The sequence below is a fragment of the Actinoplanes teichomyceticus ATCC 31121 genome (assembly GCF_003711105.1).
GTDB lineage: Bacteria > Actinomycetota > Actinomycetes > Mycobacteriales > Micromonosporaceae > Actinoplanes > Actinoplanes teichomyceticus.
The window spans coordinates 1,287,941-1,310,991 of record NZ_CP023865.1 but is presented as its reverse complement, the minus strand read 5'-3'; the positions used below and the strand labels follow the sequence as shown (position 1 = coordinate 1,310,991).

The window sequence follows — 23,051 nt, the reverse complement described above, 5'->3', positions numbered from 1 at the left end:
TCGCTCTACCCTGCTCGGTGTGACGACTTCCGAGATGCCCCCGATGGCCACTCCGCGCGTCGCTGCCGGAGCCCTCTTCTTCGACGAAGCGGGCCGTGTCCTGCTCGTGAAGCCCACCTACAAGAACGGTTGGGACATCCCCGGCGGGTACGTCGAACCGGGGGAATCGCCGCGGGCGGCATGCATCCGCGAGGTTCGCGAGGAGTTGGGCATCAGCGTGAACCCCAGCTCGCTCCTCGTCATCGACTGGGCTCCCGCAGAAAAGGAGGGAGACAAAATGCTGTTCGTCTTCGACGCCGGCACTCTTTCCGACCAAGCTCACGCCGAGATCCGTTTCACTGACGGCGAACTAACCGAATCGGCGTTCGTCGCTCACGACGACTTGGACCGCTACCTGCCGGGCCGCCTATCTCGCCGGCTTCGTACCGCAATCAACGCAAAGCAGCATGAAGCAGCTGTATACGCCGAACACGGCGAGGTTCCTGCATAGTGTCGACCTCTCGCAGTGACAACTACATCTAAGATCCGGTGCGCACTTCTGCCGGAGACGAGCGCACTCGATCGAGCCGAAAGAGGGCAACCGCGGCAGCGAAGCGTCTCACCCTCAATACCAAAGACGAATAACCTTATGCGAGAGAAAGCGACTCTAGGGCGGGCACTTAATCGCCTTGTAAGTCAGCATGAACGCTGCGCCAAATATAAGAATTCGCATGCGTCAGTGATTCATAACAACACGGAAAGGCTCTCGCTCCATTAACACAATTGAAGCCTTCTCCCGGATCCATTCTTCAAGGGGTCGGTCACCTTCCAGAAGGAATATAATCTCATTCAATTCAGCAAGAATCATCAGTTTTTGAGATAGCACCTCACGGCACGCTTGCACGGCTGGCTCCGTGTAGCCAGAATTGGAAATGAACAGACCTCGGACATCAGGCCTCCTAAAGAGCCTAAGGAGGTGGCTCGACATCGGTGTTATATCGATTGGAGCATTCCACCACTTAACCTCAACCAAATACAGATGATGGTCAGCCATCACGACTCCGTCAATCTGCTCTTCCACTGTGCCGGCGTTACGGATTTCGAACGGCTCGCGCACCTGTATGCCTTCAACCGCGCATAGGTCAGACAAGATTGACTCGATTAGCACGCCTCGTCGCTGCGCATTGGATTCACCTCTGAGCTCGACGATTCGCGCGCGAAGCGCTGTCCGAGCGGCTTGACGCTTTCGCTTCTGATCGACGAGTCGTTCACTTTCCCGTATTCGGGCCTGCCGCTCCTGATCCCGTTCGCGCTGCATCCGGGCAAATGAGTCTCTTGCGCCAACGATCTGCCTTACGGCTGCAACTAGACCTCTCGCTTTGTCCTGATCGTTTGGCCAGGAAAGCGAAAAGTCTTCCCACTGCGTGACGAGCCGGACGATCTCTCTTCGTTCCCGCAGAAACCGATCACCGCCCGCATTCAAATCTTGAATCACAGATCGCGCGATGCCGTACTTACTGACTGACGAAGAATCGGCGCGTAGAGCCGCCTGGTGTTTCTGCAAGATTGAATCGGGGACCCCGGCACTTCTGAAGAAGTCAATCGTCTGCTGCTTGGACTTGACTAGGGTCGGGATGGTGTCAACGAGCCGCTCCACGAGATCCGGTGCGTGATGCCAGCTAGCGTCCGACAACGATGATCCTCCTCGACGGGCGGAGAGCGACTTTGAGCCGTTCATGAGACACAACGCTACTTAGCTTTGTGTCGGTATCAAATAGGCGCTGAGCAGGACGTTTGCAAGTACGGCGCGAAGCCGTGTCAACATTTGTTGATGGCACGCCACGTTCCCGATCCGAACCGTCCCATCGAAGGCACGACGTTCCAGGCAGCCATCGATCGCCTTGCTGAGCGTGCGGTCGCCGATGGCGGTGGCACGAAGCTGCGGGCGTTGGCCGACCTCAGGGCGGCTGTTGAGGAGTGCATCAAGGCGGAGACACGCACAAGGAGTTGGTCGTCCGGTGGAACTCGCGGAGGGCCCGACCGGAGTCAAAGAGTTTCAGGCGACGTGATGACGTGGCGTGAGGTAGGTGATGAACTCGGCGTCTCGGCGCAGGCGGCACATCGCCGGTACGGCCATGTGGCGGCCGAACGAGACGCCGCCGGCCCGTAGCCCTCGTCGTGGGATCGTGTACGACTGCGGGCTTGACAGTCGGCCCCGAGCAGCGGTCATCACTTGGGGAAAGTCACGAAGCGTATCGCTCCCGGCACCTTGGGGTAGACGGCTGCTGTCCGCGCTCGGGCCAGCCGTCGCCGTCACGACCGGTGGTCGGCCGTGACGGTCCGGCGCCTTTGTCGTGCCGCCGATAGTGTGCCGCTCCATCTGTCGTAATCGGAGGCGATGAATCGCCTCATGAACCAGGACGTGGCGCAGTATTGATAACCCCAAAGGGCACGTGAACGCTAGGTGCCACCTGGGACGTTGATACTAGATGGCCCTGTTGGTCATCGAAGAAGATGTGCGGCTTGAGGACACTTATGACAGCACCCTTGTCAATGCCGCCCAGGAAAAAAGCATCATTAACCGTAACTCCCCATGCCTTGAGGCTAGCAATGGCTCGTTGGTGAGAAGGCGCATTCCGCGCCGTTACGATGGAGACGTGCAATCGGATTCGGTATTCCGGATCGGCAGCTCGCCTTGCTTCCTCACGCCGCTGGATCTCATTGACTTGCCTCAAGAAGTCTTGCAAGGGACCAGGTGAATGCGGGGTGACAGCGTTCGCTGTTTCGTGAGCATGGAATCTGTCGAGCCCCTCGGCCTGCATAACTCGCTCAGAGGCGTCATCCGCAAGGACGCCGTCGAAGTCAAACGCAATCCGCAGATCGGAGTCTTTGTCGTCCTCCGTGTAGTTAGAGGGAAGAACCTGGCCAGCGGGAAGGTTTCGGGCTGTCGCTTCCTGCACGTCTATAGGATTGGCAGATAAGAAGAGTGACATGTGCAGAACGGGCATGAACTTATATGGCGACTTGCCTTGCATGAAGATCGCGCGGGTGATTGGAAGACCGTGATGTTCGACTGACTTCATCACCCTCAGACCCGTGTCCGGATCATTCCGTGAAAGGATTATCACTTCAACGAGGGCGCCATCTTCATCGGCTAGGTCGTTGAGTGACAGGAGCCTCCTAATGAAGGGGAATGCAACACCAGGGTCTAGGGGATTATCGAGGTTTTCCTCTTGGTAACTGCGGTATGCCTCTTCGCCGCTTTCGCGAAAGACCTTATCCGATGCCTCAAGATTGAAAAGTGCGCTCGACGCGATCCCTATGACGAGTTTATTGTCCAAGTTATACGGCAACTCGCGCCCTCGAATCTTCCGCCGTTGCGTTTCTGGTTGATTATTATAGGCGAGGTGTCTAGAGGGCGAAAGCTCGCTCTAGTCTCATGAAGCATGACGCGCTTTCCTGAGGCGATTGAGCGAAGTCGTCTCATTTACTCCCATGCCGCGATCCGCGCATCCGACTGGCCGCAGATCGTCTGGCGGATGCGTGTCACACATCAGCCGCCGGAGGACAAAGGCCAGCAAGGCATGTTTGCCGAATAGATCTCTTCTGGATCAAGGCGCCGCGCAAGCGCGGCGCGGCCGGCACGCTCGGCCTGCTGGCGGCCTCCGGCCGGCATCGGCCGGCGCGCCGGCCCAATGCTCAACAGGTCGAGTCGAAGAGCGGTGGAGCTAGTCGGCCAGGTCGACATCGCTCATCGCCTGCCGAAGTGCCTCCTGGAGTGCCTCGACGGAACGCCTGGCCTCCTTCACTACCACGTTGTCCGAATCCAGGTACGGTCCACCCTCGTGGACTCCATCAGGGTTCTCGTTGATGTCCCAGAGAAGGTGCTCCTCCGCCCGTTCGAAGACCGTCCAAGCGTCCCGCACCGACCGAGGCGCCAGGAGCTTCACCCGCGCGCTCAACCGTTGTGGATGAACTAGCTGTTCAGACCAACCTGAAGACCCAACTCCGTATGGGTCGGTGATGGCCCCAAGACTCGACTCGCGGCGCTGAACATACTCGGCGACGTCGACATAGAGATCCACTCTTAGCTCACGCATCCGCTCGGCCTTCTCGCGTGACCACCGAAGCTCGTCGGCCTCCCGCTCGCGCTGCCAACGCTCGTCCTCGCGCTTGCGGTTCGAGCGTTGCGTGAGCCATGCCGCCGCCACAGACCCGGCCACGCCGAAGGCTGCCACAAGGATCGGGACCCACAGCGGTGTACTTGAGGTCATGTCGACAGTCTGGCCTCGACCGTCAAACCGTCGAGCGCGCTCATTCCTGGACGCAGCTTTGCGTCAGACTCCCCAGATCTGTCGCGGATGCTGGTCGTCTCGGCCGTAGTTGCTGCCGCGCCGCTTCGCGGCTTGCCACCGGGAACGGTGGTCACGGTAGGCGGGACGCCGGCGAGCGGGGCGCGGCGCGTGCCAGGAGCGTGCCATTAGGCCGTGCCATTGGCGGGCTCCGACGGTCATGATCGGGCACTCGCGATCATGCGCTGAGCAGGCAATCCGGGCGGATCATGACAGGCCGCAGCGATCTTCCAAACTGATTACGCGAGTTCGATTCTCGTCGCCCGCTCGGTACGCGAAGGCCCAGGTCAGCGGCAGTTTAGCTGACCTGGGCCTTCGTTGTTCGCCCTTCCGGATGATCTTGCGGGCCATTGGCGGGCCATTAGCCGGATGAGCCCGGCCGGTCGGCCTTCCCCCGCTTGCCCTTGCCCGCCTTCTTGCCGGCGCCCTTGCCCTTCGGCTTCTTCGCGGCGGCCGGGTCGGCTCCCTTGGCGATGCGCCGGTCCATCGCGGCGGCGATCTCCCGGTCCCGCTCGCTCGTCGCGTGCTGATAGATCAGCGCGGCCCGCATCGTGGCGTGGCCCATCCGGTGCATCAGCTCCCGGGTGCTCGCGCCGGACGATGCCGCCAGGGTGTTGCCGGTGTGCCGGAGATCGTGGAAGTGGAAGTCGCCCAGTCCCAGCCGCGCCACCGTCTCGCGCCAGCGGGTCGCCCTGCCGAACGAACTCGACCGCAGCACCTGACCCTTGTTGCCGGTGAACACCAGCGCCTCCGGGCCGTCATCGGCGAACTCGTCCAGGTGCCCGGTCAGCGCGTCGACGGCGGCGACCGGCAGCGCCACCACCCGTACGCCGGCCGCCGACTTCGGCGGGCGGAACTCGATCCGCCCGTTCAGGATCGCCAGCTTGCGCGCGACCCGCACGATCCCGGCCGCCAGGTCCAGGTCACACCGGCGCAGCGCCGCCAGCTCCCCCCAGCGAAGACCGCACAACGCCGCCACCACGATCAGCGCCCGGAACCGCGGCGGCATGGCGTCGGCGAGCGCGAACACCTGGGCGACGGTCGCCGTCGGCCGCTCCGGAGTGTGGTATCGGTCATACCCGGGGATCCGGCACGGGTTCTGCCGAATGATCTCGTCCTCCCGGACGGCCGTGCTCAGGATCGCCCGCAGCAGGGCGTACGCCTTCACCGCCTGCGGCTCGGGAGTCCCGGCGTCGAGCAGCCTGCGCCGCCAGGCCCGGATCGTGGCGGGCTGGATCGCGCCCAGGGCCGTCCGCCCCAGGTGCGGATCAATGTGCAGGCTGAACAGATACTCGTAGCCCTGCCGGGTGCGCGGCGCCAGCTTGCGCTCCGCGATCCACCCCTGGCCGTACGCCGGCAGCAGCACCTCACCGCTGTCCGGAACCTGCCAATGTCCCCGGATGATCTCCGACTCCACCAGCACGAGCCACTTGCCGGCCTCACGCTTCGCCTCGAAGGTCATCGGTGCGTGGCGCGTCAGACGTCCAGCCCGAGATAACGCGCCTGCCACCGCCCCGACGACAGCTTGCGGACGTTGCCGAAACGCCGCTTGCCCGGCTTGTTCGCCATCAGACGGCCCTCCACATCCGGCCGGGCATGCCCGGCCCGCTCGGCCACCTGCCAGCACGTTGTGATCGCGAGGTTCGCGGGGAGCCCGTCGACGCACCCGGCCGCCGCCCGGCGGGGCTCGACCCGGGCGAACCGGCCGGCCAATGAGTCGATCACCAGGTCGATGGTGTGCCGCCACCGGGCCGGCTCTGCGCTGTGACTCTCGGCCACCGCAAGGCCTGACGGTACGTCCACAACGCACAGACGATCACGCGGTGGCCGTCCTCGTTCCCGCGGAACCCGAGGTCACCTCACGAACGGCGGCTGCCGTACCTGGAGGCAGCGGACCCGTCAACCACAAGCGGAGCGCGCGCCCGGAGCACGGCCCCGGCCAGGTCTCGGGTCTCCTGGTCGGCGCCGTGCTCCTGTTCGCCGCGGGCGAGCGTCATCCCCTGTTCCACGCTCTCCCGCAGCTGGTGGACGGCGGCGGTGTCGAAGTCCGTACCGGAAAGCTTCGTCATCGCCGCCAGCTCGGTGGCGGTCACCATGCCCGGCATCGGCATTCCCACGTGCGGGTTGTCGGCCGGAAGGCCGGCCCGATCGTGCAGGGCGCGCAGGGTGGGCAGTTCCGCCTCGGTGAACGTCCGCACCCGGGCCGCGAGGTCGGTGACGGCCGGCGTGCTCGTGTGCTGGGGGATCGCGTCGAGCAGCGGAACGAGCTGCTCGTTCAGCGCCAGGGTGACCTCGATCCAGGCGAGATCCGTGCCGCCGAAGGCATTGGCGGAGGAGGGGGACGGCGCTGCCACTTCCTGACCACAACCGGTCAGGAGCAGCAGCGCCGCCGCGGTCGCGAGGATCCGCAAGGTCAGCCGCCGGTGAACGACGGGGTGATGCCGCACTTGGCGTGAGCGTTGATGCAGACCTTGACGAGCGCGCCTAGTTTCGCCTGGTCCCATGCGTTCATGAAGTCGCCGTGGATCGACGAGGCCATTCCGGAGGACAGGGACAGCCCGTCCCCGCCGAGCGAGTCGTAGCCGAGCATCAGCGACACGCTCGGGATCGCGACCGGGTAGTCGCCCTTGCACACGCCGTCGACCGCCGGGCCCATGTGCGACTTGTGGTCGGGCGAGTCGATGTGCTTGCCGTCCCAGCAGTCCTGGAAGGTCAGCTGGTAGATCAGATTGCCGCCGGGGGCGCACCTGGGCCAGTTCCCGTCGGCGCTGCGGCCGATCTCGGCGCTGCCCGCGCACCAGAACTGCGCCGGCGCGCCCTTCGGCGTGGCGACCTGGCGCTTCGGGTCACCCTGGACCATCACGAGTCCGGGCGGGAACGGCTTGACCGTCGCCGAGTCCTTGATCTTCGCCCCGTAGTACGCCCGGAAGCTCTTCATCTTGACCGGCTTGCCGTTGAGCAGCAGCGTCGGCGCCCAGTACGCGCTGTTGTCGCCTGGCGCGTTGCAGGTGGTCGACGCGGCCAGCAGGTCCTTGACGGTGCTGCTCGCGGTCACCTTGGGGCCGAAGAACGTGTGCTGGTGCGACGCGCCCGGCAGGTTCGGGAAGACGATCGGGTCGTCGGGCGCCTCGCCGGACACCTCGCAGTCGGTGTGGAACTCGGGAACCATCGTGGTCCCGGCCGGCACCGGCAGCGCCTTGACCGCGTTGTACTGCGCCAGCGCCGTGTTCCAGGCGGCCTGGTCGACGGGCACCCAACCACCGGGGGAGGAGCTGGGGGCGGCCGAACCGGGCGCCGTGGGAGTCGGCGCCGCGGAAGTAGGAGCCGCGGAAGTGGGCGCCGCGGAGGTCGGGGACGACGAACCCAGCGTCAGGTAGTTGATGTTGACGAAGTCCGAGCGGGACGTGCTCTTCATGACGAGGAACAGATCCTGCGCGCCGGCCGGCACCTTCGCGGCCGTCGCGGTGACCGTCGTCCACTTCTGCCAGCCGCCGGTCGAGACGATCGGGAAGGTGGCCAGCAGCGTCCCGTCCTTGGCCCCGAGCCGGGCCTCGATCGAGCCGCCCGCCGCGTTGTCGGAGGCGATCCGGGCGCTGATCGTGGACCCATTGATGGTGACGTCCCGATACTCGAGCCAGTCGCCGCTGGTGAGCCAGCCGACGTTCTTGCCGCCACCGGTGTCCGAGGTGCTCTCCGTCTGCGCGCCGGACTGTGCCGAGAACGCCTCGGCCTGCAGCGCGCCGGGGACCGCCACCTCGCCGGCGTCGGCGGTGGCGACGTAGACGCCGCTCGCGCCGACGGCCGTGGCCACGGCGGCGCCCAGGATCGCCCTGGTCGTCCGGCGTCGCCGCCGGGGGTTCCCCGGGGCGGCGTGCCGAGATTCTGAAGCCATACCGATTCCTCAAATCAAGGGCGTAGATCACCTGCGGCACGCATTATGTGCATGCTTTCCGAGGGCTTTCAACACGTCGCGAGAAAAAACATTTGCCCAGCTCAGAGCGCCCCTGGTAGCCGCGATCCGGTAATGGAATAACAGTTTTTCCGGCCCCCCTTCCTTTAATTTTTCTTTAAGGTCGGCGACAGGGTCGTGCCTGATCCGCACATGGCTGGGTATCAGCCCACCCTTGTTGATGGAATCTCCCGGCCCGCCGCCCGGCCAGGTCGCGGCCCTCGGCCGCCCCCGCTGGCCGACCGGGTGCTGGGCGCCGGGCCGCTCTGCCGTGACCCCGAGCGCGCCCGGTGGGTCGCCGGCCTGACCGTCCGCCCGCGGCCGAGCCACGCCGAGAACGACCTCGACAGTTCAGCCGCATGCCTGGCCTGCTCGGCCACCTGCCAGCAGGTTGTGATCGCGAGGTCCGCGAGGAGCCCGTCGACTTACCCGCAGCCCTCCGGGCTACAGCCGCGATACAGTGATCGGCTGGCATCGGATCGACATCGCCGACGCCAACCGACGCGCCGACCGGATGACCTCATTCAAGCTGTGCCCAGCAGTTGTCCGACAACGCAATGATCCTGCTCGACTACTTTCGACGGCTCTGCAACCCGTGTCCTGAATCCGAGCCGGCCGACGCCGATGTGTCGGCTTTCGGGAGTCGGTGACCCACCTGAGCGTCCAAGTGCGTGCTGTTTACATAGCCTCTCTGGGTGGGTAATGTCATTGCAGCCATCGAGATGCTTCATACTCCCATTGCACGATATCGGGGAGGTGAGAGCTCTAGCGAAATTCCATTCCGCGGCAACCCGTAGTCCAGGTACGGCTATGCCGCTACTTCGATCTCCGGGAAAGAAAATCTGATCCCTTGTACGTCCGGAATGATCCATGCCTCGTCCCGACACCTTCCCACCGACTTTTCGGAGGTATCTGTGAGACGTCTCGTGATCACTCTCGCCACGGCCGGTGCGGCCATCCTCGCGGCACCGGCCGTGGCGCTGGCGACGCCTGAACCGGGGTCCGCTGCCGCATCCGTCGCCGCGGACTTTTGGGTGCCCATGCGGAACTGGCGAAGCACAAAATGCCTGGAGCAGAGTTGGGCCAACGGCTCTGAGCAGCCGAACATCAAGGCGGTCGCGTGTACGGGGGGCGACAATCAGCAGTGGGCGTTCACCGGGGTGAACGGGTCCTCCGTCATCATGACCGTGAAGAACAAGAAGAGCGGTAAGTGTTTGGAGCAGAGCTGGGCGAACGGCTCTGAGCAGCCGGACGTCAAGGCGGCTGCCTGCAATGGCGGTTCCAACCAGCAGTGGCGGATCAGACCGGCGGAATACTACGTCACCGGATACTTCCTTGAGAACGTGAGCAGCGGGAAGGTGTTGCAGCAGAGCTTCGCGAACGGCTCTGAGCAGCCCGATGTAAATGTCGCTGCGATCAACGTCTGGGGCGATTACCGGAACCAGGTCTGGCGCCACTGAAGACAGGTCCGGTCGAGCCGGGGCACCGGTAGCGGATTCCAACGCCTGCTGGAACACCGCACCGACCCGGTGGAGCACCAGGCATCGACAGGGAACCGACCGGAACGGTCCGCCACACCCCGGATCCACCGGGACGGAGCTGGCGCAAACACCTGGTCATACGGATCTGCCGGGACCGGGCGGACCGCTTCCGGGTCGACTCGTTGCTTCCGAACCGACTACGCGAATCCCGTTCCCGTCGCCCCTCAGTACGCGAAGGCCCAGGTCAGCGGAGCGGCTCGTCAGCCCGTGAAACAGTCTGCCAGGAGGGCCACGCCTCGCCGACGATCAACGGCACATCGTGGTCGTGGCAGACTTCGCGTTCGGTTTCCCTCACTGTTGTGCGTTCACCGGGCGGCTGAGCCGTAGAACGCGCTCACCGGAGGAGCCGCTCTGCACGCCGTCCGCGGTCGGTTCACCGCGGATCTCCCCGTCGTAGTTGTAGATCCGGCGGCTGCCGCCTTCGCTGTCGCGGGTCGCCGGAGTCACGAGATAGCGATGCAGCAGGCCATCGATCTCGACCTCGACCAGCGCCGCGTCCTCGGCGGCGAAGAGTTCGCCGTCGCAGGGGCCGCCGACAAAAATGGCATTTGTATCGTTCATCCGTCCCGGCTACCCGCGACGTCTCCGGTCAAACAGCCGTGTCCGGGCTGGTGGGAGGGCATGGTCGCGCGCGGGGCGACACGGCCACGGTAGGGAGCATCGGGCGTGGCCGCCGGCCCGGCGCGTCGCCGGGCCGTCCCGCCGATCGGCCGGCCCGCTGCGCCCCGGGCCCCGCTCCACCTGGCGGAACAGGGCGAAGGCCCGGGCTTCGGGATCATGGTCCCGAAGCCCGGGCCTTGGTCGCCCGGCCGGCCCGCTCGCCGGTTGGCTCCGTGCGAGCGGGGACAGCCGATCAGCAGGCGGACACGCCGCTCGCCGGCCGCTTCGTCAGGGAAGGACGGTCACGAAGACGTCGCGCTCGCCGTTGGTGTCGTCGGCGACCAGATCCTCGCCGAGCGACATGAACCCGATGACCGTGCCGTCCGCGGAGAGGTCCGCGCCCTCGGCGCCGCCGTCGTCGCCCTTGACCGGCACCGTGATCAGCGTGTTGCGTGCGGACTGCCGGTCGTAGCGGTAGGCCTGCGTCTGCCAGCCGCCCGCATCCGTGCCGGAGAGGTTCGTGGCGGTCGACCAGAAGGTCACATAGCGGCCGTCACGGTTGATCCGGCTCTCGGTGGAGAACGCGTCCGGCGTGTGACCGTCCGGCGTGACCGAGACCGCGGTGAACTCGCCGGTGCGCCGCTCCCAGAGGTAGACGTCGGCGTCGGTGTTGGTGTCGCCCGGGACCAGGGAGGTGTACGAGGTGAACGTCACGAACGCGCCGTCGCCGCTGATCGCCAGGCTGCTGGCCCGGCCGGTGATCGCCGTGCTCGTGCCGGTCTCCCGGTCGAACAGCCGCGCCCCTCCGGAACCCTGGAACGCCACGTACCGGCCGTCGTCGCTGATCACCGACTCGTAGCCGCCGGATGCGGTCCCGTCGGACCGTCGGGTGACCAGATCCGTCGCGCCGGTCTCGCGGTCGTGGAGGTAGACGTCGATCCGGTCGTCCGTGTCACCGGGCACGAGCGCGGCGTACGTCGAGTAGGTGACGTACCGGCCGTCGGCGCTGACGTCGGGCCAGAGCGAGCGCGCGCCGGGCAGGCGGGTGATGGTCTTCGAGCCGACGTCCCAGACGAAGACGTTCGCCTCGCCGTCGGTGTCGTCGGGCACCAGGTTGGAGGCCTCCGAGCTGAACGTGACGTAGCGGCCGTCGGCGCTGATCCTCTCGTCGGTGGAGCGGCCGTTCGCGGCGACGCCGCCGACGCCCCGGGTCACCAGTTCGGTGACGCCCGTGCCGCGGTCGTACCGGAAGATGTCGAGCAGATTGTTCGTGTCGCCGGGCACCAGGTTGGTGGCGTTCGAGCTGTAGACGAAGAAGCGGCCGTCGTCGCTGACGGACGGGGCGTTGGAGCTGCCGTCCGCCTGGGAGCCGTCGTACCCGACCGAGATGCGCGTCGCGGTCTGCTTCGGTTCGGCGACGGCGGCGCCGGTGGGCACCAGCGCCAGGGCGGCCCCGAGAGCCATGACGCGCGCGGTCCGGGCGCGCAGCGGTGATCGCACAGTATCCCCCATGGACATGATCTGCCGGTGGCCAGTCGACCTCCGGGCGTGCACGCCAGACCGTACCAAACTACATAGAACCATGTGACTTCGTCATGGCGGGGAAGCCCGGGCCGACACCGGCGACAGCCGCACGGCCCGCGGCCGTCCGGCGGGCGAGGCCCGGGGCGTACGGACGCAGGATCTGCCGATCCACCGGGACATCACGGCGACCGCGGCCCGCCTCGGCCGGCGCGCCACGGCTCTGCCGCCCGACCTACCGGAGAAAGGCGCTTATGCCGGTCTTCTCCGGGTATGGCAGCGCTGACCGCCGGACAGGGCCGGCGACCGACGAACCGGAGGTAACCGTGACCAGCGAGCCGATGGACACCGAAGTACCGCCCCAGCCTCGGGACCGCAGCGCCCACGGTGGCGCCACGACGCATCCGAGCGACGACGGGCTGGCCGTGCGTACCGAGCGGGAACGTGTCGCAGCGGGCCTGAAGCCGTACGCGTCGCAGGACGTCCCGCCCGCCACCGACCCGGCCGTGCCCGACGACACCGAGACGTAGGGCCGTTCCCGGGACGACTGCGGGTCGGGCCGCCGAGCACGAGTCGCAGTCGTCCCGTCGCCGGCGACGCGGCCCCGGCGTTGCAGCGGATCCAGCAGCTCCCGGACGAGGAACGGGTGCGGTTCGTGCCGGGCACGGCTCAGCGGATCCAGCAGCTCCCGGACGAGGAACGGGTGCGGGTGCGGTTCGTGCCGGGCACGGCTCAGCGGATCCAGCAGTTCCCGGACGAGGACCGTGCGGGAGCCGCTCAGCGGATCCGGGAGTTCCCGTCGCGCGCCACCCGCGCCCGTTCGCCTCGGCGTGCCTGCGCGATGCCGAGCCGCTCACCCAGCCGACGGCGCAGCCGGCCACGGCGGTGCCCGCCGTGCACCGCTCCGGTCGGCGGTGGGTCGAACAGCGATCCCGGCCCGGGTGCGGCCGAGGCGGGCTTCGTCAGGAACGCCGCGCTCCATCGGGCGACCAGGGACTCGGTGGTATGTGGCGCCACGCGGTGGGCGACCAGCGCCAGGTGGGCGACCACCCCCGTGGTCACCAGCCGGCGCGGGCGGCGGGCGCAGGCGAGGATGGCGGCGGCGAGACGCTCGGGGGCGTACGCGGGCGGGATGGCTCGCAACTGGTGGCCGGTGTGGTTGGCGGCCCGCTCGAAGAACGGCGTGTCGACCGGCCCGGGCAACACCAGGCAGACCCGGATCCGGGGATGCCCGGCGACCGCCTGCTGGAGGTTCAGGGCCAGCCCTCGGACGGCGAACTTGGTCATCGAGTAGAGGGGCACCATCGGGTTCGGCAACAGCGACAGCAGCGATCCGACGACCACGAGGATCCCGTCGCCCTGTGCCCGGAAGGTGGCCAGGGCGGCGCGGGCGCACAGCACGGTGCCGAAGACGTTGGTGTCGACCAGCCTGCGGATCTCGTCCACCGACTCGGACCCCAGCGGCCCGGCGATGCCGACGGCCACCCCCTCGACCCAGACGTCTATCCGCCCGAACCGTCGCACCGCCAGCCGGGCCAACCGCTCGACGGCCGCGGGATCGGTGATGTCGGTCGGCACGACCAGCACCTGCCCGCCCCGCGCCCGGCAGTCGCGCTCGACCTCGGCAAGCGCCTCCCCGCTCCGGGAGGCCAGCACCAGCCGGGCCCCGTCGGCGGCGAACGCCAGCGCGGTGGCCCGGCCGATCCCGCTGGAGGCCCCCGTGATCAGCACCACGGCGTCACGGACGCTTCCCCGCCCGCCCATCACGGTCCCCGCAACGCCGCGGACCGGCCGTGCGCCCGGCGGCGACGGTCACCGCGGAATCGCATCGCAGCCCGGCGGGCACCGGCGCGGTGGCGGCCGGCCCGGTGGCGGCGGGCAGGTGTGCCGGCACATCGCCGGCAGCCCTCACGCGTCACTGGCGTCGAAGCTGCCGGCGCGCAGCCCGGCCTCGGTGAGCGCGGCCAGTCGATCGGCCAGCGCGCTCTCTTCCTGGCGAACCAGGTTGGCGTACTGGGCCAGGGCCGAGGGGTCGGTGGTGTCGTCCAGGCCGTCGAAGAAGCGCTGGGTCTGGCGGACCGCCTCGGCGTAGGCGGCTGCGGTCTCACGGACACGGATCAAGGTCTCGTCTGCCATGTCCGACGCTTACCCGCGAACGTGACGGAAACACCCGATCAGCACGTGCGGTCACCGGGCCACGCGGCGGCGGGTCACCGAGGGCTTCCGGGCCGGCCCGGACGTCCGGGTCCGGGTGGTCACCGGGTGGCGTCCGGGTGGCCCGGCATACCGGATCCGCCGCCGCTGCCACCGGAGGCGCCACCGGAGGCACCGGAGCCGTCCGACTCGGTGACGATGTCCGCGTCCGGCAGGTCCCCGCCCGGCCGCCGGGTCTCCGCCTGGGTGGCCGGGGCGCCCTCCTCGGCCTTGGTGTCCGGGTCCACCGGCAGGTCCCCGGTACGGGGTCGCTCATTCGTCGTCATCCGGCGCGCATACCCCGCCGGGATCGACTCATGCACGCCGACCCCGGCGCGCGGTGCCGGGACCGCGGCAACCTGCGGTGGCCAGGACCTGGCCGCCCACAGGTCGTCGTCGGTGACCCGCGCCGCGCGTCAGTCGATGGTGCGGCGCGTCTCGTCGGGCAGGTCCGCCTCGATGCGCTCCTTGCGTACCTCACCGGCAACGGTCTGCTGCTCGGTGACGGCTTCCTTGCTCAGGCGCACCCGCTCGACCGGGACGGCTTCGGTGGTGACCACGGGCCGCTCGGCGTGCAGGGTGACCTCGTACTCGTTCTCGGTGATGTCCGGGCCGCTGTAGGCGGCCTCCCGGTTCGCTTCGGTGATCGGCTCGCGTTCGAGGCGGACCTCCTCGTGGGTGACCGGCACGGTGATCTGCTGCTGCTCGGTCACCACGTACTTGCGCAGCCGGGCGCGGCCGGCCTGCTCGGTCTGCGTGTCGACGGTGAGGCGCTCCTCCGAGCGGGTCATCGCGTCGTCGGCCGATCCGGTCCGGTAGCCGGCGTCGACGGCCTGCTCGCCGGGGCCGGGGTAGTTGCTGCGCGCCTGCTCGGCGCCGGCCTGGTAGGCGCGGTAGCTGTCCGGCCAGCTCATCCCGTAGTGCTGGTAGAGACGGTCCACCTCCTCGCCGCTGAGCGGCTCGTCGTGGGCGGCGTCGATGTTCGGGGCGTCCTTGATCTGTGCCTTGGGGATCGGCACCACGATCCCGTCACCGCGTAGGTCGGCATCGTTCAGCGGGACCAGCGACTCCTTCATGCCGAACAGCCCGGTACGCACGGATGCCCACGTGGGCTGCCCCGCCCCGTCGGTCCACACCTCGCCGATGCTGCCGACCTTCTCGCCGTCGCGGTCGAAGACGTCGCGGCCGTACAGCGAATGGATCTGCTCCTGCGCGATCATGGCAGGCTCCTCTCGATTGGATCCCTGGACGCGTACCCGCCGCGGTCGCCGCCACGCATCATGTTTCCGCAGCTCAGAGCGCCACTATTCGGTCAGCGCGGCACTGGCGGCCCGGAACCGGGCACGGCGTCCCGGCGGCCCTTCGGCGGGCAGCGGAGTCATCTCCCGGTGGTCGCGGCGCGCCGGTACGCGGCCGTGCCGGCGCGTCCGGCCCGGCGGTGCGGACGCGCCGGCCGCTCCGCCGCACCCCGGTCGCCCTTGACAGGTGACCCTTTGGTCACATAACTTTGCGTCATGACGAACGACGATCGGGTGTTCAAGGCTCTGGCCGACCCGAGCCGTCGCTTCCTGCTCGACCTGCTGTTCGCGCGGGACGGCCGCACGCTCAGCGAACTGGAGGCCGAGCTGGAGATGACCCGGTTCGGCGTCGCCAAGCACCTGAGGGTGCTCGAGGAAGCGGGACTCGTCGTCACCCGCCGGTCGGGCCGGGAGAAGCTGCACTACCTCAACCCGGTGCCGATCCGGCAGATCCACGACCGGTGGATCGACAAGTACACCGAGCACCAGATCACCACCCTCATCGATCTCAAGCACACGCTGGAGGAGGAGTCATGAGCGACACCAAGGTGTTCCGCATCTGGATCAAGGCGACCCCGGAGAAGATCTGGCAGGCGATCACCGACCCGGAGTGGAGCGCGCGCTACGGCTACGGCGCACCGCAGTTCTACGAGCTTGAGAAGGGTGGGCGGTACCACGCGACGGCGACCGCGGAGATGAAGGAGTACGCGACCGCCAACGGCTTCTCGCTGCCGGACGTCATCGTCGAGGGTGAGGTGCTGGAGGCGCAGCCGCCGCGCCGGCTGGTGCAGACCTGGCGGATGCTGATGGACCCGTCCACCGCGTCCGAGCCGTTCACCACGCTCACCTACGACATCGAGGACTCCGGGCCGGGCGTCTGCCGGGTCACCATCACCCACGAGCTGACCGGCGCCCCGGCGCACGCCGCCATGGTGCAGGGCAATCCGGACGCCGGCGCCGAGGGCGGGGGCGGCTGGGCCTGGGTCCTCAGCGACCTCAAGTCGCTGCTGGAGACCGGCAAGGTGATGGCCGCCGGATAGCCGGGCTCAGCCCACGTAGCGGCGGGCCGTAGACCGGCGTTGCGCCTCGTCGAGCACGCCGAGGCGGGCCTCCACCTGCAGTGGCCGCGGGCGGCGGTGGGTCAGCAGCCAGCCCAGGCCGCGGGCGGCGTCCCAGGCGGCCAGCAGCGAGGTGCGGTCGCGCGGGACGGTGCGGGCCAGGAACGCGGTACGACGTACGGCCGGGCCGAGCGGCCGGCGCAACCAGGTGAACCAGAGCGTGTTGCGCAGGCCGACCCGGCGCCGGTGGGTGGCGTCGCGCAGCCGGGACGCCCGGTGGTGGACGGTCAGCTCCTCCAGGTAGCACAGCTCCCAGCCGTCGCTGATCAGATCGGTGGCCAGCAGCTCCTCCTCGCCGCCCAGCCAGAGCCGCGCGTTGAAGCCGCCGGCCTGCTCGAAGGCGTCGCGCCGGAGCACCGAGGCGCCGGCCAGGAAGCTGCCCAGCGCCGGGCCGGGCAGCCAGTCCGGGCCCGGGACCGGGGAGTCGCGCAGTTCCGTGACGATCGGGTCCTCGACGCCGGCCGGCTCGACCACGATCCGGGCGTTGACCAGCGCCAGCCGGGGATGGGCGTCGAGCACGTCGGCGGCCCGGGTGAGCGAGCCGGGCGTCCACCAGGTGTCGTCGTCGCAGAAGGCGACGTAGGGCGTACGCAGGCGGCGTACGCCGATGTTGCGGCCGACCGCCCCGAGGTTCTCGCGCAGAGCGACCACCTCGACCCGCGGATGGCGGGCGCGGACCGCGTCCGCCGTCCCGTCCGTCGAACCGTTGTCCACCAGCACCACGTGCGGCTGCTCCGGCAGCGCCAGCAGGCGGTCCACGCAGGCCAGCGCCTCGTCCCGGCGCTGCCAGGTGATCACCACGACCCCTACCCGGTTGTCCCCCATGACGGCGCGGGATACCCGGATCGGGGCCTAAAACACGTCTTTCACCCAGTTGACGGCATCCATCACCCATGCGGTCTGTTGCAGGAACGTGAAACCGGCGCCGACCAGGAACAGACCGGCCACCATGTGCGAGCCACGGGCGGTGTGCCTGGTGCGGCCCAGCTGCCGCTCCAGCACCAGCTGGCCGACCAGCCGGCAGAGCGCGAAGACACCGGCCGCCACCAGCAGGGTCACCACGAACGCGACCACCGGGGTGCCCAGCGAGCCGCCCGCGGAGAGCGCCCAGATCCCCCAGCAGACGAAGGCGAACAGCACGGCCGCGGTGCTCCACTCGCCGCCGCGCCGCAGCCGGCGCAGGTGCCAGTCGAGGCTGTGCTGGGGGCGCGGCGCCTCGGCGCCCGGCCAGCCGGTGCCGGTCGGCTCGTGCTCGGCGGTGTGGTCGTGCCGCTCCGGCCGCGGCGTCACCTGGGCCCGGCCGCGGCTGAACGGCGAGGGCGGCGCGCTCTGCGGCGCCGGGGAGACCGGCCCGTGCGGAACCTGCGCCCGCGTCGGCTCGCCGCCGGGCGGCACCGCGGCGGAGGCGCCCGGCGGTACCGCGGCGGAGGCGCCCCACGGCACCGCGGCGGAGGCGCCCGGCGGCACCGCGGCGGAGGCGCCGGGCGGCGGCTGCACCCGGGTCCGCTCGCCGTCCTGCGGCGCCGGGGGGACCGACCCGTGCGGCCGCTGCACCCGGGTGGGGTCGCCGGCGTGCGGGACGGCCGGCGCGGGCATCGTCGGCGGCTCGGCCCACGGATCCTGCGGCGGCATGTCGAGCGTCCGCTCCGACCACTGCGGTTGCTCCGGCATGATTCCCCTCTCGATTCGACGGCCGGACGGCCGTCCGCTGTCGAGAGTAACGAGGCCGCAAATCGGTGGCTCGCACACACGACGGTCCGTTACACAAGCTCCATGGATGACATGGTGCGGATCCGGCCGGGCACGATCGAGGACTTCCCGGCGGTCTGCGAGTTGCTCGAACTGGTCTTTCACGAGGATATCGAGGGCGAGGCCAGAGCCGCCGAGGAAGCGGTCTTCGAGCCGGAGCGGTCACTGATCGCCGACGACTCCGGTGTGGTCGCCGGACACGCCATCGCCTTCAGCCGCCGGCTGACCGTGCCGGGCGCGGCGCTGCCGGCCGCCCACATCTCCATGGTCGGGGTGCGGCCCACACACCGGCGGCGGGGCCTGCTGACCGCGCTGATGCACCGCCAGCTGCGGGAGATCGCCGAAGCCGGGCGCGAGCCGATCGCCGTGCTGTGGGCCAGCGAGACGTCGATCTATCCCCGTTTCGGGTACGGCCCGGCCATCGGCCGCCTGAAATTCTCGATCATGAATCGCGAGGTGCGGCTGACCGCCGCACCGGCCGCGCAGCCCGGCCGGCTGCGGATGGGTGACCCGGCCACGCTGCTGCCCGACCTGCGCCGGGTGTACGACCGGCTGCGCCCCGGACGGGTCGGCTGGTCCGAACGCGACGACCGCTGGTGGCGCTTCGTGCTCAGCGACCCGAAGGACCGCCGCGACGGCGCCACCCGGCAGTACGCGGTGGTGCACGAGGGCGCCGGCGGCCCGGACGGGTACGCGCTCTGGCGGGTGCGGCACGGCTGGAACGAGCACGGGCCGGACTCCGAGGTGGCGGTCCGCGAGGTGGCCGCCGGTGACCCGGAGGTGTACCAGGCGCTCTGGCGGTTCCTGCTCGGCATCGACCTGAGCCGGACCGTGACGTATTCGATGGCCGCGGTGGACGAGCCGCTGCAGTACCTGGTGGACGAGCCGCGGCGGCTGGGCGCGGCGCTCGCCGACGCGCTCTTCGTCCGGCTGGTCGACCTGCCCGGCGCGCTGGCCGCCCGGCGATACCGCGCGCCGGTGGACGTGGTGCTGGAGGTCGAGGATCCGATCCTGGCGGCCAACACCGGCCGGTGGCGGCTGACCGGTGGCCCGGACGGCGCGACCTGCGTCCGGACCGGTGACCCGGCCGACCTGAGCTGCTCGGTGAGCGATCTCGGGGCGGCGTACCTCGGCGGGACCTCGCCGGCGGCGCTCGCTGCGGCCGGTCGGGTCCGGCAGCTGACCGAAAACGATCCGAGCACGGCGTTCGGCTGGCACCGCGCGCCCAGCGTGACCGAGGTGTTCTAGGGGCGCCGGGCGGCGGTACCGTCGGGATCATGGCTGAGCCCGAGCGCCGCCGCCGGCGCGTACGACCGCCCTCCGCGGCGACCCCCGCGGCCGAACCGGCGGCACCCGCACCCGCCGCGCCGGTGCCGGTGCCGGTGCCCGCGCCGCCGCCGGCCGCTCCCGGGCCGCCGCCGGCCGCTCCCGGGCCGCCGCCGGCCGCTCCCGGGCCGCCGCGGCCGGCGAAACGGCCGGCGCCCTCCGGCGGCGCCGGCGAGGAGCGCGAGGCCGAGCGCGGCCTGCGCGGGTTGGTCGGCTCGGGCTCGTCACAGGTGAGCGTCGGCGCGGCGCTGCGCGCCCGGGACGCCTCCCGGCCGACCGACGAGCAGCTGGCCGAGGCCGAGCGGGACCTGGTGATCGTGCGGCGCAACTGGTTGCCGCGCGAGGACCTGCCGCGCCGCTGAGACGGGCCGAAACGCCCGGTCCCGGCGGCCGAACCGCCCGGACCACTACGATGAGGTGGACCACCGGACGCATGACCTGAAACGGTTGAACAGCCCATGCAGTGGAAGAACCGCCCCAACGGCCTGACCTGGTCAGGCGTCATCAAGAACGAGGAAGCGAAGCGGGCGGCCGCGGCGCGCCTGGCCGCCGAGCTGCAGGACGGGCAGACGGTCGGCATCGGCTCCGGCTCGACCAGTTTCCTCACCCTGCAGGCGCTGGCCGCCCGCGCCGAGAAGGAGAACCTGTCCTTCACCGCGATCCCGACCTCGATCGAGGTGGCGAACGCGTGCGCGTCGCTCGGCCTGCGCACCGCCACGCTCAACGAGGCCCGCCCGGACTGGTGCTTCGACGGCGCGGACGAGGTGGACGACCGCAAACGGCTGATCAAGGGCCGCGGTGGCGCGCTCTACCAGGAGAAGCTGATGATGGCCGCCGCGCCGAAGGTGTTCATCGTGGTGGACCAGTCCAAGATCGTGGAGCGTCTGGGCATGAACTTCGCGGCCCCGGTGGAGATCGACCCGGCCGCGCTCAGCCTGATCTACGAGAAGCTCGAGGACTTCCCCGGCCTGCAGGAGGTCACCCTGCGGGCGGCCGGCGGCAAGGACGGCCCGGTGATCACCGAGCGCGGCAACCTGATCATCGACCTGCGGTTCAGCGAGATCGCGGACGACGCGCACGCCCGGCTCAAGCAGATGTCCGGCGTGGTCGAGACGGGTCTGTTCTTCGGCTACGACTTCGAGCTCGTCCTGGCCGGCTGAGCCGGATCCGCGGAGCCGGCCCGGTCGCGCAGGCCGTGCGGCCCTTCGGCGAAGATGCGGGCCGTGCGGCCCTTCCACGGGTGCGGGCCGTGCGGCCCTTCCACGGGTGCGGGCCGTGCGGCCCTCTTCAGAAGGTGAGGGCCGCACGCAGCGCGAATGCCACCTGGTCGGCCGCGGCACGCGCCGCGTCGATGGTGGCGATCTTCCGGGCGAAGCCGTGGTTCACGCCCATGTACCGGGTGTGCACCACCGGCACCCCGGCGGCGATCAGCGCGTTCGCGTAGTCGGCGCCCTCGTCGCGCAGCGCGTCGTACTCGGCCGTGATGATCAGAGTGGCCGGCATGCCGGACAGGTCGGCCACCGCGAGCGGGGCCACGTCCGGGGTGAGCCGCGTCGCCGGGTCCGGGACGAAGGTCTCCCAGGCCAGCCTCATCGAGGCCCGGTCCAGGCCGTACTCCCCCAGCTCGTCGTAGGACTCGGCGGAGGTGAGCGGGTCCACGGCCGGGTAGATGAGCACCTGGTAGTCCACCGGGGTGCCGGCGTCGCGCTGCCGGCGGGCGGCGACCGTGGCCAGCTGCGCGCCCGCGCTGTCCCCGCCGATCGCCAGCCGGGCCGGGTCGACGCCGAGCTCGGCGCCGGTCCGGCGGACGTGGTCGAGCACGGTCTCCGCGTCGTCCAGGGCCGCCGGGTGGACGTGCTCCGGGGCGAGCCGGTAGCCGACCGACAGCACCGCGCAGCCGGAACGGTCGGCGACCCGGCGGCAGAACCGGTCCACGGTCTCGATGCTGCCGTAGCACCACCCGCCACCGTGCAGGTAGACCAGGACCGGCGCGCCGGCACGGGTGGCGTACAGCCGGCACGGCACGCCGCCGGCGTCCAGGTCGGCAACGACCGGCAGCGGCCACGCCGGTCCGGTCTCCGCCTCGTTGGCCTCCTCCATCGCCGCGCGGACGTGCCGCAGCTGCTCGTAGGGGCCGGCGGCCAGCTGCTCGGCGGAGGGGCGGCGGCGAAACTTCGCCGCCGCCGTCACCTGGGGGTGCAGCATCCGTGCGTCAGCCGAGCTGGGCCAGCACGAGGCCGCCGCGCGCCTTCGGGGTGAACCAGGTGCTCTTGCGCGGCAGCTTCAGCCGGGCCAGGTTGACCGCGACGAAGTCGTCCACGGTCACCGGGGCGATCAGCACGGCCAGCTCGGCGCGGCCGGCGTCGACCTCGCCGCGCAGCCACTCGACCGGGTAGTCGCCGCCGATGTAGGAGATCCGCTTGTCGCCCGGGTCCAGGCCCAGCGCGTCGCGCAGCAGCACCCGCTCGACCAGGGCGTGGTCCAGGTTCTCCACCGCGGTGCCGGCCGGGTCGGCCGGGAGCGCGACGGCGTACGAGCGGCCCCCGGCGTACATCTCGATCGTGCCCTTGCCGGGCAGCTGCGCGGCGCGCGGCAGCTCGGTGACCGTCGCACCGGCCGCGCGCAGCCGCGCCACCAGCTCCTCAGGTGGCGCCGGCAGCTCGCTGACCAGGCGGTTGTACGGCTGGATGGCGACCGACGCGGGCGTGGTGATCACCGCGAGGAAGCGCGGCAGGCCCCCGGTCTGCGCGGCCAGGCTGCGGTGGTTGCCGTCAGCGACCACCAGCTCGCCACCGCCCGCCAGCGCGGTGAGCCGGTCCTGCAGCGCGCCCGCCCCGACCACCCAGATGGCGTGGGTGCGGCCACTCTGGTCGGTGTCGGTGGCCGCCGGCTCGCCCGCGGCGTCGCAGGCGTCGGCGAGCGCGGCGTGCAGCTGTTCGCCCTTGCCGGTCTGCAGCAGCAGCACCGGCGAGAGCAGGGTCTGCAGCGCGTCGGCGAGCGCCACCCGCTCGCGGACCTTGGCGATGAAGACGTCCTCGTTGCGGATGACCAGGCCGGGCTCGTCGGCGCTGGTGGAGATCTGCGCGGTCTCGACCATGCACCACAGGCCGTAGGCGGGCGCCTCCTCCCTCGCGGTGATCCGGTAGAGCACCACGACGTGCTCGGCCTGCCGGTAGTTGCCCTCGGACTTGTCGCGCTCCAGCCGGACGACGGCGTCCGGGAGGGCTTGGGCGAAGGTCTTGCCGAGGGACTCGGGCGCGAGATGCGGCATTTCCACGGCCAGCGCGCTGTGCGGACTGGCCGTGATGATGTCGGTGATTTCGGCGTCGTCGGCGAACTCGTCGTAGTTCTGGGCTCCGGTACCGCCAGTGGTGATCCAGGCCCGGCTGATCGGGTGCACGACCGTCATGGGGGCAACTTACCCG

25 protein-coding genes and 1 pseudogene are annotated in these 23,051 nt (G+C 69.6%); 10 read left to right on the top strand and 16 right to left on the bottom strand.

Annotated features, from left to right (window positions below; translation table 11 throughout):
* Positions 1 to 19 precede the first annotated feature (19 nt).
* Entirely contained in the window at positions 20 to 490 is a 471-nt protein-coding gene (locus ACTEI_RS05975) for an NUDIX domain-containing protein (RefSeq protein ID WP_239082558.1), read from the top strand.
* A 225-nt stretch (positions 491 to 715) separates the two neighbouring features.
* Here the strand turns inward: ACTEI_RS05975 and ACTEI_RS05970 are convergent, their stop codons facing one another.
* On the bottom strand, positions 716 to 1,717 hold the full coding sequence (locus tag ACTEI_RS05970) for a restriction endonuclease (RefSeq protein ID WP_122976727.1): 1,002 nt from the start codon (positions 1,715 to 1,717) through the stop codon (positions 716 to 718).
* 93 nt (positions 1,718 to 1,810) lie between these two features.
* Here ACTEI_RS05970 and ACTEI_RS05965 point away from each other — a divergent pair, with 93 nt between their 5' ends.
* Positions 1,811 to 2,149 (top strand): hypothetical protein, encoded by a 339-nt coding sequence (locus tag ACTEI_RS05965; RefSeq protein WP_203723742.1) that lies wholly within the window; start codon positions 1,811 to 1,813, stop codon positions 2,147 to 2,149.
* Between the two features lie 238 nt (positions 2,150 to 2,387).
* Here ACTEI_RS05965 and ACTEI_RS05960 read toward each other — a convergent pair whose 3' ends face one another.
* Positions 2,388 to 3,320, bottom strand: a complete 933-nt coding sequence (locus tag ACTEI_RS05960; RefSeq protein WP_203723743.1) for a 5'-nucleotidase — start codon at positions 3,318 to 3,320, stop codon at positions 2,388 to 2,390.
* Between the two features lie 105 nt (positions 3,321 to 3,425).
* Between ACTEI_RS05960 and ACTEI_RS36770 the strand changes: the two genes are divergently transcribed.
* Positions 3,426 to 3,578 (top strand): hypothetical protein, encoded by a 153-nt coding sequence (locus ACTEI_RS36770; RefSeq protein ID WP_164465857.1) that lies wholly within the window; start codon positions 3,426 to 3,428, stop codon positions 3,576 to 3,578.
* A 129-nt stretch (positions 3,579 to 3,707) separates the two neighbouring features.
* On the opposite strand, the gene ACTEI_RS05955 is transcribed toward ACTEI_RS36770, so the two are convergent.
* The 4 genes and pseudogenes from ACTEI_RS05955 to ACTEI_RS05940 all read right to left on the bottom strand — a co-directional run bounded on the left by ACTEI_RS05955 (position 3,708) and on the right by ACTEI_RS05940 (position 8,223).
* Positions 3,708 to 4,253: a hypothetical protein gene (locus tag ACTEI_RS05955; RefSeq protein WP_122976725.1), complete on the bottom strand. Its 546-nt coding sequence runs from the start codon at positions 4,251 to 4,253 to the stop codon at positions 3,708 to 3,710.
* 439 nt (positions 4,254 to 4,692) lie between these two features.
* Positions 4,693 to 6,053, bottom strand: a pseudogene (locus tag ACTEI_RS05950) (tyrosine-type recombinase/integrase).
* A 137-nt stretch (positions 6,054 to 6,190) separates the two neighbouring features.
* Entirely contained in the window at positions 6,191 to 6,685 is a 495-nt protein-coding gene (locus ACTEI_RS05945; RefSeq protein ID WP_164465856.1) for a DUF305 domain-containing protein, read from the bottom strand.
* 59 nt (positions 6,686 to 6,744) lie between these two features.
* Positions 6,745 to 8,223 carry a DUF1996 domain-containing protein gene (locus tag ACTEI_RS05940; protein WP_122976723.1) on the bottom strand — a complete coding sequence of 493 codons (1,479 nt, stop codon included), beginning with the start codon at positions 8,221 to 8,223 and terminating at the stop codon, positions 6,745 to 6,747.
* Positions 8,224 to 9,194: 971 nt separating this feature from the next.
* Between ACTEI_RS05940 and ACTEI_RS05935 the strand changes: the two genes are divergently transcribed.
* Positions 9,195 to 9,740, top strand: a complete 546-nt coding sequence (locus ACTEI_RS05935) for an RICIN domain-containing protein (RefSeq protein ID WP_164465855.1) — start codon at positions 9,195 to 9,197, stop codon at positions 9,738 to 9,740.
* A 372-nt stretch (positions 9,741 to 10,112) separates the two neighbouring features.
* Here ACTEI_RS05935 and ACTEI_RS05930 read toward each other — a convergent pair whose 3' ends face one another.
* Together ACTEI_RS05930 and ACTEI_RS05925 are read right to left on the bottom strand one after the other, a co-directional pair.
* Positions 10,113 to 10,382: a hypothetical protein gene (locus tag ACTEI_RS05930; protein WP_122976721.1), complete on the bottom strand. Its 270-nt coding sequence runs from the start codon at positions 10,380 to 10,382 to the stop codon at positions 10,113 to 10,115.
* A gap of 327 nt (positions 10,383 to 10,709) precedes the next feature.
* Positions 10,710 to 11,885, bottom strand: coding sequence for a TolB family protein (locus tag ACTEI_RS05925; protein ID WP_164465854.1), 1,176 nt, complete (start codon positions 11,883 to 11,885; stop codon positions 10,710 to 10,712).
* A 383-nt stretch (positions 11,886 to 12,268) separates the two neighbouring features.
* Here ACTEI_RS05925 and ACTEI_RS05920 point away from each other — a divergent pair, with 383 nt between their 5' ends.
* Positions 12,269 to 12,472: a hypothetical protein gene (locus ACTEI_RS05920; protein WP_145831094.1), complete on the top strand. Its 204-nt coding sequence runs from the start codon at positions 12,269 to 12,271 to the stop codon at positions 12,470 to 12,472.
* Positions 12,473 to 12,719: 247 nt separating this feature from the next.
* Here the strand turns inward: ACTEI_RS05920 and ACTEI_RS05915 are convergent, their stop codons facing one another.
* The 4 genes from ACTEI_RS05915 to ACTEI_RS05900 all read right to left on the bottom strand — a co-directional run bounded on the left by ACTEI_RS05915 (position 12,720) and on the right by ACTEI_RS05900 (position 15,355).
* Positions 12,720 to 13,676, bottom strand: coding sequence for an SDR family NAD(P)-dependent oxidoreductase (locus ACTEI_RS05915; protein ID WP_239082559.1), 957 nt, complete (start codon positions 13,674 to 13,676; stop codon positions 12,720 to 12,722).
* A gap of 174 nt (positions 13,677 to 13,850) precedes the next feature.
* Positions 13,851 to 14,078, bottom strand: coding sequence for a hypothetical protein (locus ACTEI_RS05910; RefSeq protein ID WP_122976717.1), 228 nt, complete (start codon positions 14,076 to 14,078; stop codon positions 13,851 to 13,853).
* Positions 14,079 to 14,197: 119 nt separating this feature from the next.
* On the bottom strand, positions 14,198 to 14,422 hold the full coding sequence (locus ACTEI_RS38070) for a preprotein translocase YidC (RefSeq protein WP_239082560.1): 225 nt from the start codon (positions 14,420 to 14,422) through the stop codon (positions 14,198 to 14,200).
* Positions 14,423 to 14,551: 129 nt separating this feature from the next.
* Complete coding sequence (locus tag ACTEI_RS05900) at positions 14,552 to 15,355, bottom strand: DUF2382 domain-containing protein (RefSeq protein ID WP_122976716.1); 804 nt, start codon at positions 15,353 to 15,355, stop codon at positions 14,552 to 14,554.
* 294 nt (positions 15,356 to 15,649) lie between these two features.
* On the opposite strand from ACTEI_RS05900, the gene ACTEI_RS05895 reads away from it, so the two are divergent.
* Together ACTEI_RS05895 and ACTEI_RS05890 are read left to right on the top strand one after the other, a co-directional pair.
* Positions 15,650 to 15,970, top strand: a complete 321-nt coding sequence (locus ACTEI_RS05895; protein ID WP_122976715.1) for an ArsR/SmtB family transcription factor — start codon at positions 15,650 to 15,652, stop codon at positions 15,968 to 15,970.
* The gene (locus ACTEI_RS05890; RefSeq protein ID WP_122976714.1) at positions 15,967 to 16,473 is read left to right on the top strand and encodes an SRPBCC domain-containing protein; all 507 of its coding nucleotides are present in this window, start codon (positions 15,967 to 15,969) and stop codon (positions 16,471 to 16,473) included. The genes ACTEI_RS05895 and ACTEI_RS05890 overlap by 4 nt, the downstream gene beginning before the upstream one ends.
* Before the next feature lie 6 nt (positions 16,474 to 16,479).
* Here ACTEI_RS05890 and ACTEI_RS05885 read toward each other — a convergent pair whose 3' ends face one another.
* Both ACTEI_RS05885 and ACTEI_RS37695 read right to left on the bottom strand, forming a co-directional pair.
* Positions 16,480 to 17,376, bottom strand: coding sequence for a glycosyltransferase family 2 protein (locus ACTEI_RS05885; RefSeq protein WP_122976713.1), 897 nt, complete (start codon positions 17,374 to 17,376; stop codon positions 16,480 to 16,482).
* Between the two features lie 27 nt (positions 17,377 to 17,403).
* Positions 17,404 to 18,222, bottom strand: coding sequence for a DNA-directed RNA polymerase II (locus ACTEI_RS37695; RefSeq protein WP_187645979.1), 819 nt, complete (start codon positions 18,220 to 18,222; stop codon positions 17,404 to 17,406).
* Between the two features lie 102 nt (positions 18,223 to 18,324).
* Here ACTEI_RS37695 and ACTEI_RS05875 point away from each other — a divergent pair, with 102 nt between their 5' ends.
* From ACTEI_RS05875 to rpiA, 3 genes are all read left to right on the top strand, one after another.
* On the top strand, positions 18,325 to 19,548 hold the full coding sequence (locus ACTEI_RS05875) for a GNAT family N-acetyltransferase (RefSeq protein ID WP_122976712.1): 1,224 nt from the start codon (positions 18,325 to 18,327) through the stop codon (positions 19,546 to 19,548).
* A gap of 29 nt (positions 19,549 to 19,577) precedes the next feature.
* Positions 19,578 to 19,988, top strand: coding sequence for a hypothetical protein (locus tag ACTEI_RS38065; protein WP_239082561.1), 411 nt, complete (start codon positions 19,578 to 19,580; stop codon positions 19,986 to 19,988).
* Positions 19,989 to 20,084: 96 nt separating this feature from the next.
* Positions 20,085 to 20,786, top strand: coding sequence for a ribose 5-phosphate isomerase A (rpiA, locus tag ACTEI_RS05865; protein ID WP_122976711.1), 702 nt, complete (start codon positions 20,085 to 20,087; stop codon positions 20,784 to 20,786).
* 127 nt (positions 20,787 to 20,913) lie between these two features.
* Here the strand turns inward: rpiA and ACTEI_RS05860 are convergent, their stop codons facing one another.
* Both ACTEI_RS05860 and ACTEI_RS05855 read right to left on the bottom strand, forming a co-directional pair.
* Positions 20,914 to 21,831 (bottom strand): alpha/beta hydrolase, encoded by a 918-nt coding sequence (locus ACTEI_RS05860; RefSeq protein WP_122976710.1) that lies wholly within the window; start codon positions 21,829 to 21,831, stop codon positions 20,914 to 20,916.
* 7 nt (positions 21,832 to 21,838) lie between these two features.
* Positions 21,839 to 23,035, bottom strand: a complete 1,197-nt coding sequence (locus ACTEI_RS05855) for a DUF1015 family protein (RefSeq protein ID WP_122976709.1) — start codon at positions 23,033 to 23,035, stop codon at positions 21,839 to 21,841.
* Positions 23,036 to 23,051 lie beyond the last annotated feature (16 nt).